The sequence below is a fragment of the Cupriavidus phytorum genome (genome assembly GCF_003254285.1).
Lineage (GTDB): Bacteria > Pseudomonadota > Gammaproteobacteria > Burkholderiales > Burkholderiaceae > Cupriavidus > Cupriavidus phytorum.
Genome location: NZ_QKZN01000029.1, coordinates 1 through 7,245, shown reverse-complemented (window position 1 = coordinate 7,245; position 7,245 = coordinate 1). Strand labels below are relative to the sequence as shown.

At 70.0% G+C, this 7,245-nt stretch carries 7 protein-coding genes; all 7 read left to right on the top strand.

Going from position 1 to position 7,245, the window contains the following annotated elements; translation table 11 throughout:
- Nucleotides 1-135: 135 nt before the first annotated feature.
- A complete protein-coding gene (locus C7416_RS28680) occupies nucleotides 136-1,032 on the top strand; it encodes a dienelactone hydrolase family protein (protein ID WP_111522001.1) in 897 nt (298 codons plus the stop codon).
- Nucleotides 1,033-1,084: 52 nt separating this feature from the next.
- Nucleotides 1,085-1,873 carry an enoyl-CoA hydratase/isomerase family protein gene (locus tag C7416_RS28675; protein ID WP_018003688.1) on the top strand — a complete coding sequence of 263 codons (789 nt, stop codon included), beginning with the start codon at nucleotides 1,085-1,087 and terminating at the stop codon, nucleotides 1,871-1,873.
- Nucleotides 1,874-2,113: 240 nt separating this feature from the next.
- A complete protein-coding gene (bioA, locus tag C7416_RS28670; protein WP_111522000.1) occupies nucleotides 2,114-3,514 on the top strand; it encodes an adenosylmethionine--8-amino-7-oxononanoate transaminase in 1,401 nt (466 codons plus the stop codon).
- A complete protein-coding gene (gene bioF / locus C7416_RS28665; RefSeq protein ID WP_111521999.1) occupies nucleotides 3,504-4,718 on the top strand; it encodes an 8-amino-7-oxononanoate synthase in 1,215 nt (404 codons plus the stop codon). The genes bioA and bioF overlap by 11 nt, the downstream gene beginning before the upstream one ends.
- A gap of 14 nt (nucleotides 4,719-4,732) precedes the next feature.
- Nucleotides 4,733-5,461, top strand: coding sequence for a dethiobiotin synthase (gene bioD / locus C7416_RS28660; RefSeq protein ID WP_111521998.1), 729 nt, complete (start codon nucleotides 4,733-4,735; stop codon nucleotides 5,459-5,461).
- An 18-nt stretch (nucleotides 5,462-5,479) separates the two neighbouring features.
- The gene (gene bioB, locus C7416_RS28655; RefSeq protein WP_111521997.1) at nucleotides 5,480-6,502 is read left to right on the top strand and encodes a biotin synthase BioB; all 1,023 of its coding nucleotides are present in this window, start codon (nucleotides 5,480-5,482) and stop codon (nucleotides 6,500-6,502) included.
- Nucleotides 6,503-6,583: 81 nt separating this feature from the next.
- Nucleotides 6,584-7,245: biotin carboxylase N-terminal domain-containing protein (locus tag C7416_RS28650; RefSeq protein WP_309250946.1), on the top strand; the 662-nt coding region annotated here is incomplete at its 3' end.

Here is a 7,245-nt window from a genome sequence, read left to right as displayed (position 1 = left end):
ATCCCGCGCAGACGCGCACGGTGCTGGGGCTGGGCCTGTCGGCCAGCCTCAACGCGCCGATCGACGAGATGAAGTTCGGCGTGTTCCGCATGTAAGCCTGCCAATCTGCGCCGACCTGATATTGCCTGACTCCTGATGCGCCGCACCGCCCGCCTGCTTCAACGCCTTGCCCTGGCCACGGTGCTTGCCGTGCTGGCACCGCTGTGCGGGCATGCGCAGATGGCCGACGGCAACGGCCAGTCGGCGGCGCGCGTGCGCTTCCAGGAGCAGGTGGTGATGCTGCCCAAGGCCGCGATCCCGTCGCGCATCGACCTGGAAGCGACGGTGTTCAAGCCGGCCGGCGCGGGGCCGTTCCCGCTGGTGGTGATCAACCACGGCAAGGCACCGGGCCGGCCCGGCATGCAGGGGCGCGCGCGCTTTCCGGCGCAGAGCGTGGAGTTCCTGCGCCGCGGCTACGCGGTGGTGCTGCCGATGCGGCAGGGCTTCGCGCGCTCGGGCGGCGCCTATATCGGCGGCAGCTGCGATATCGAGACCAACGGCATGATGCAGGCCGACGACGTCGTCGCCACGCTCGACTACATGGCGACGCAGCCCTATGTCGACATGGACCGCATCGTCGTGATCGGCCAGTCGCATGGCGGGCTCACCACCATGGCGTTCAGCACCATCGCCTATCCCGGCGTGCGCGGCGTGGTCAACTTTGCCGGCGGGCTGCGCAACCTGAACTGCCCCGACTGGGAAGAGCGCCTGGTTGATGCCTTCGCCGCCTACGGCAGCGTGGCGCGCTACCCCTCGCTGTGGTTCTATGGCGACAACGACAGCTACTGGCCGGTACCCTTGCCCGGCCGCATGTTCAACGCCTTCAAGGCGCGCGCCAGCGGCCCTGCGGCGCAGGCCCGGCTGGTCGACGTGGGCGAGTTCGGCGCCGACTCGCACCGGCTGTTCAGCGCGCGCGAAGGCATCCCGGTGTGGCTGCCGGAGGTGGGCGAGTTCTTCCGCTCGCTGGGGCTGCCCTTCGATCCGGACACCTGAGCCGCATCATCCCTATCCGCTATATGCGCCATTTCCGCCAACGGAGCGAACCATGGAATTCACTGCCCTGACCGTCAATATCGCCAACCACGTCGCCACCGTCACGCTGAACCGGCCCGACGTGCGCAACGCCTTCAACGAGACCGTGATCGCCGAGCTGACCGGCGCCTTCCGCGCGCTGGGCGACATGGACGAGGTGCGCGCCATCGTGCTGGCCGGCAGCGGCCCGGCGTTCTGCGCCGGCGCCGACCTGAACTGGATGAAGAAGATGGCCGGCTACTCCGACGACCAGAACCGCGCCGATGCGCTGACGCTGGCGCAGATGCTGCATACCATCTGGTCGTGCCCGCGCCCGGTGATCGCGCGCATCCAGGGCGACACCTATGCCGGCGGCATGGGCCTGGTGGCCGCGTGCGATATCGCGGTGGCGGCCGAGCACGCGCATTTCTGCCTGTCCGAGGCGCGCCTGGGGCTGCTGCCCGCTACCATCAGCCCGTACGTGATCCGCGCCATGGGCGAGCAGGCCGCGCGCCGCTACTTCATCACCGCCGAGCGCTTCGACGCGGCCGAGGCGCTGCGCCTGGGCCTGCTGCACGCGGTGGTGCCGGCCGAGGCGCTCGACGCCAAGGTCGCCGAACTGACCGCCGCGCTGGTCGCCAACAGTCCCAACGCCGTGCGCGAGAGCAAGCGGCTGGTGCAGGACATCGCCGGCCGCGTGATCGACAACGACCTGCTGGCCGACACGGCCGACCGCATCGCGAAGATCCGCGCGTCGGAAGAGGGGCGGGAAGGGGTGAAGTCGTTCCTGGAGAAGCGCACGCCGTCGTGGCGGCCGGCCTGAGTCCAAATAAAGACGGCCTGCGATTGCGTGGAGATGGCGGCACGCTAGCCGCAAGCGCAGCGCTTCTTGCCGGCAACGTTCGCCAAATCCGGTCAACGCTGCGCTAACGGCAAAAATCCTGCGGCATTGCCAAGCCGCGGAAGTCCTCCCTACCATGACCCTCCCTATCCGTCCGCGCCCATCGCGCCGACCGGCCCTGCCGGCGGCGCCAGCGCGGATGGCCAACCAAGGAGGGCTATCTTGGACCACCAGTCCCTTTCCACAGGCAGCGTCGCGGCCACACTGGGCCAGCGCAGCCGCGCCGCCGTCTGGCATCCGTGCACGCGCCTGCGTCCCGACGATGACGCCGTGCCGCTCGCGATCGTGCGCGGCGAAGGCCCGTGGCTGCACGATGCCGACGGGCAGCGCTATTTCGACGCCACCAGTTCCTGGTGGGTCAACCTGTTCGGCCATGCCAACCCGCGCATCAACGCCGCGCTGGCAAGCCAGCTGGAGACGCTCGAGCATGTGATGCTGGCGGGCTGCACGCATGCGCCCGCGGTGGAGCTGGCCGAGCGGCTGTCGGCGCTGACCGGCGGCGCGCTGGGCAATGTCTTCTACGCTTCGGACGGTGCCTCGGCGGTCGAGATCGCGCTGAAGATGAGCTTCCACTACTGGCGCAACACCGGCCTGCCGGCCAAGCGCGAGTTCGCCTGCCTGCGCCACGGCTACCACGGCGAAACCGTGGGCGCGCTCGCCGTGACCGACGTGGAGATCTTCCGCGATGCCTACGACGCGCTGATCCGCCGCGCCCATGTGGTGATGTCGCCCGATGCGCGGCAAGCCCGGCGCGGCGAGTCCGCCAGCGACGTGGCGGCGCGCGCGCTGGCGGAGCTGGAGGCGCTGCTGCGCGAGCGCGCCGGCGCCATTGCCGCGCTGATCGTCGAGCCGCTGGTGCAGGGCGCCGCCGGCATGGCGATGCATGACCCGTCTTACCTCGACGGCGTGCGCGCGCTGTGCGACCGCTACCGCGTGCACCTGATCGCCGACGAGATCGCGGTGGGATGCGGGCGCACCGGCACCTTCTTCGCGTGGGAACAGTCGCGCGGCACCGAGGCGCCGCTGCCCGCGCATGCGTGGCCCGATTTCCTGTGCCTGTCCAAGGGCATCAGTGGCGGCTACCTGCCGCTGTCGCTGGTGCTGTCGCGCCCGGAAATCCAGCGCGCCTTCGTCGCCGACGAGCTCGCGCGCAGCTTCCTGCATTCGCATTCGTACACCGGCAACCCGCTCGCCTGCCGCGCGGCGCTGGCCACGCTGGACCTGTTCGCTCAGGATGAGGTGCTGGCGCGCAACCGCGAGCGCGCGCACTGGCTGGCAGACGGCATGGCCGCGCTGGCTGCCGACGCGCGCGTGCGGCACGTGCGCCAGCGTGGGCTGATCTGGGCCGCCGATGTCCGTGACGACGTTGCCGGCGCTGACTTCGCCGCGCGCTTCCACCATGCCGCGCGCGCGCGCGAGCTGCTGGTGCGCCCGATCGGCAATACGCTCTACGTGATGCCGCCCTACGTCTTCGACGCCGCGCAAGCGCGCTGGCTGGGCCAACAGATGCTGGCCACGCTTGACGACGTGACCGCAGGCAAGGAGGTGCGCCATGCTGCTTGAACAACTGAAGCAGGCCGCGGAACAGCGCCACGCCCTGGCGCTGACGCGCCGCCGCCGCATCGCGCACACCGCGTGCGCGCCGCACCAGGCCGTGGGCGAGGACGGTAGCGAGGCGGAATCGCTGCTGACCTTCTGCAGCAACGACTACCTCGGGCTGGCCAACCATCCGCAAGTGGTCGCCGCGTTGGTGGAAGGCGCGCAGCGCTACGGCGCCGGCAGCGGCGCCTCGCACCTGGTCAGCGGCCATTCGCTCGCGCATGCGCAGCTGGAGGCCGAGCTGGCACGCTGGTTCGCTCCGCATATCGCACAGGCGCGCACGCTGTATTTCTGCACCGGCTACATGGCCAACATGGCCGTGCTGACCGCGCTCGGCACCGTTGGCGCGACGCTGTTCTGCGAATCGCTCAACCATGCCTCGCTGATCGACGGCGCGCGGCTGGCGCGTGCCGAGGTGCAGCGCTACCCGCATTGCGACACGGCTGCGCTCGAAGCGCTGCTCGCGGCCAGCACCAGCGCACGCAAGCTGATCGTCACCGACAGCGTATTCAGCATGGACGGCAACGTCGCGCCGCTGCGCAGGCTGCTGGAGCTGGCCGAGCGTTATGACGCGTGGATCGTCGTCGACGATGCCCACGGCTTCGGCGTGCTCGGCGAGCACGGGCATGGCGTGCTGGAAGCGCTCGGCCTGTCGTCCGAACGCTTCATCTATATCGGCACGCTGGGCAAGGCTGCCGGTGTCGCGGGCGCCTTCGTCGCCGCGCAAGAGACCATCATCGAACACCTGGTCAACACCGCGCGGCCGTATGTCTACACCACGGCCGCGCCGCCCGCGGTCGCGCATGCGCTGCTGGCGAGCCTGGCCATCATCGAAGGCGACGAGGGCAGGCAGCGCCGCGCGCAGCTGGCGCGCTGCATCGCCACGCTGCGCGAGGGGCTGGCCCGGCTGGCCGCGATCGCGGACTGGACCCTGGGCGACAGCCAGACCGCGGTGCAGCCGCTGATCGTCGGCGACAACGGCGCCGCGCTGGCGCTGTCGGCCATGCTGGAGGCCGACGGCATCCGCGTCGGCGCGATCCGTCCGCCGACCGTGCCGGAGGGCACTGCGCGGCTGCGCATCACGCTGTCGGCGGCGCACACCGAAGCCGATGTGCGGCGCCTGCTCGATGCGCTGAGCGCCGCGGTGGCGCAGCGGGAGGCAGCATGAGGCCGCGCCCGCCCATGGCACCGTTCGCCTGCTTCGTCACCGGTACCGACACCGGCGTCGGCAAGACCCACGCCAGCGCCACGCTGCTGCATGCGCTCCATGCCGCCGGCTACCGCACCGCCGGCATGAAGCCGGTGGCCAGCGGCAGCGAATGGCGCGACGGCCACTGGCATAACGACGACGTGGCGCAGCTGCGCGCCGCCAGTTCGGTGAACGTGCCGCTGGGCCAGACCTGCCCGTTCCTGCTGCGCACGCCGTGCTCGCCGCACCTGGCGGCCGCGCAGGAAGGCGTGCGCATCACGCGCGCGCCGATCCGCGATGCCTTCGACGCGCTGCGCCGCCAGGCCGATGCCGTGGTGGTCGAGGGCGTGGGCGGCTTCAACGTGCCGCTCGACGCCGGCGCGGTGCGCTGGAACACCGCCGACCTCGCCGTGATGCTGGGCGTGCCGGTGGTGATGGTGGTCGGGATCCGGCTCGGCTGCCTGAACCACGCCGTGCTGACCGCCGAAGCCATCCGCGCGCGCGGCCTGCCGCTGGCCGGCTGGATCGCCAACCGGGTCGACCCGGACATGCTGCTGGCCGACGAGAACATCGCCACGCTGCACGCATCGCTCGATGCACCCTGCCTGGGCGAACTGCCCTGGCAACTGGCGCCCGCCTCCGCGGCGGACCGGCTCGACCTCGCGCCGCTGTTGACTGCCGCCACTCGATACCAGGCCGAGGCCGCTGGCCTGGCTGCCTGAACAAAAATTCCATTGATCATGACCCAAGCCCACACCGTTACCACCATCTCCGCCGAATCGCTGCGCCAGACCGCGCGCCAGCACGCCTTGCCCGACGATGTCAAATGGCGCGTCGATGACGTTGCCGCGCTGTTTGCGCTGCCGTTCAACGACCTGCTGTTCCGCGCCCAGCAGGTACACCGCGAACACTTCGATGCCAACACCGTGCAACTGTCGACGCTGCTGTCGATCAAGACCGGCGGCTGCGAGGAGGACTGCGGCTACTGCCCGCAGAGCGCGCACCACGATGCCGGCGTCAAGGCCGAGAAGCTGTTGGCGCTGGAAGAGGTGCTGGACGCCGCGCGCGCGGCCAAGGCCAATGGCGCCACGCGCTTCTGCATGGGCGCCGCCTGGCGCAGCCCCAAGGACCGCCACCTGGAGCCAGTGATGGACATGGTGCGCGAAGTCAAGGCGATGGGGCTGGAGACCTGCGTCACGCTGGGCATGCTCAAGGCAGAGCAGGCACAGCAGCTCAAGGAAGCGGGCTTGGACTACTACAACCACAACCTCGATACCTCGCCCGAGTTCTACGGCAAGATCATCACCACGCGCACCTACCAGGACCGGCTCGACACCATCGGCCATGTTCGCGATGCCGGCATCAACGTCTGCTGCGGCGGCATCGTGGGCATGGGCGAGTCGCGCGAGGCACGCGCGGGCCTGATCGCGCAGCTGGCCAATATGGACCCGTATCCGGAATCGGTGCCGATCAACAACCTGGTGCAGGTCGAGGGCACGCCGCTGGCCGGCACCGAGGCGCTGGACCCGTTCGAGTTCGTCCGCACCATCGCGGTGGCGCGCATCACCATGCCGCAAGCGATGGTGCGGCTGTCGGCCGGCCGCGAGGCCATGGACGAAGCGCTGCAGGCGTTGTGCTTCATGGCCGGCGCCAATTCAATCTTCTACGGCGAAAAGCTGCTGACCACCGGCAACCCGCAGGCCGACCGCGACCGCGCGCTGCTGGCCCGCCTCGACATCCGCGCCGAGGGCTACGCGGGATAACCCGGGGGAAGGTGACAGGAAAGTGCCCGCTGGACGGCGCGCCGCCGTAATATCCCGGTTAGGGGATAACAAGGAGGGCGCATGTTCAACAAGATCCTGATCGCCAACCGCGGTGAAATCGCCTGCCGCGTGGCCGCCACCTGCCGCCGGCTGGGCATCCGCACCGTCGCGGTGTATTCCGATGCCGACGCCGAGGCGCGCCACGTCGCCTTCTGCGACGAGGCCGTGCATATCGGTGGCGCCGCCGCGCGCGACAGCTACCTGCGCGCCGACCACATCATCGAGATGGCCAAGGAGACCGGCGCCCAGGCGATCCACCCAGGCTACGGCTTCCTGTCCGAGAACGAAGCCTTCGCCGAGGCCTGCGCCGCGGCCGGGCTGGTCTTTATCGGCCCGCCGGCCTCCGCCATCCACGCGATGGGCAGCAAGAGCGCGGCCAAGCAGCTGATGGAAAAGGCGGCGGTGCCGCTGGTGCCGGGCTACCACGGCGAGGACCAGGACCCCGCGCTGCTGCGGCGCGAGGCCGACCGCATCGGCTATCCGGTGCTGCTCAAGGCCAGCGCGGGCGGCGGCGGCAAGGGCATGCGCGTGGTCGAAACCGGCGATGGCTTCGAGGCCGCGCTGATTTCAGTCAAGCGCGAGGCCTCGGCCAGCTTCGGCGACGACAAGGTGCTGGTCGAGAAGTACCTGACGCGTCCGCGCCATATCGAGATCCAGGTGTTCGCCGACACCCACGGCAACTG